Raw genomic sequence first — 280 nt, 5'->3', positions numbered from 1 at the left:
GGCGACCCTTTCCTGTTCGCTGGAGCTGGGGCCTGGGTCGGCTGGATGGGCCTGCCCAGCGTGCTGCTTTGGGCCTGCGCCGTCGGGCTTAGCCTGGTTTTCGGCATTCTGGTGGTCCGGCGCAGCGTCAGCGGATCGGAAAAGCTGCCGTTCGGCGTTTTCCTCGCCGTCGGGATCTGGCTGACCTGGCTGTACGGGCCGTTGGGACTCTAACGTCCCGTCGTCAGCTTGACGATGATGATGGCCGCCGTGTCCAGAATGGCCTCGGGCGTATCGGCCC

The 280-nt window shown here is 66.1% G+C and carries 1 pseudogene; it reads left to right on the top strand.

The annotated features are described in order from the left end of the window. A pseudogene (locus CVH10_RS19755) lies at positions 1–213 on the top strand (prepilin peptidase); the annotation flags it as partial. Positions 214–280: the final 67 nt, after the last annotated feature.

The organism is Halomonas sp. ND22Bw (genome assembly GCF_003011945.1).
GTDB lineage: Bacteria > Pseudomonadota > Gammaproteobacteria > Pseudomonadales > Halomonadaceae > Halomonas > Halomonas halophila.
This window is presented reverse-complemented; position numbering and strand designations above follow the sequence as displayed.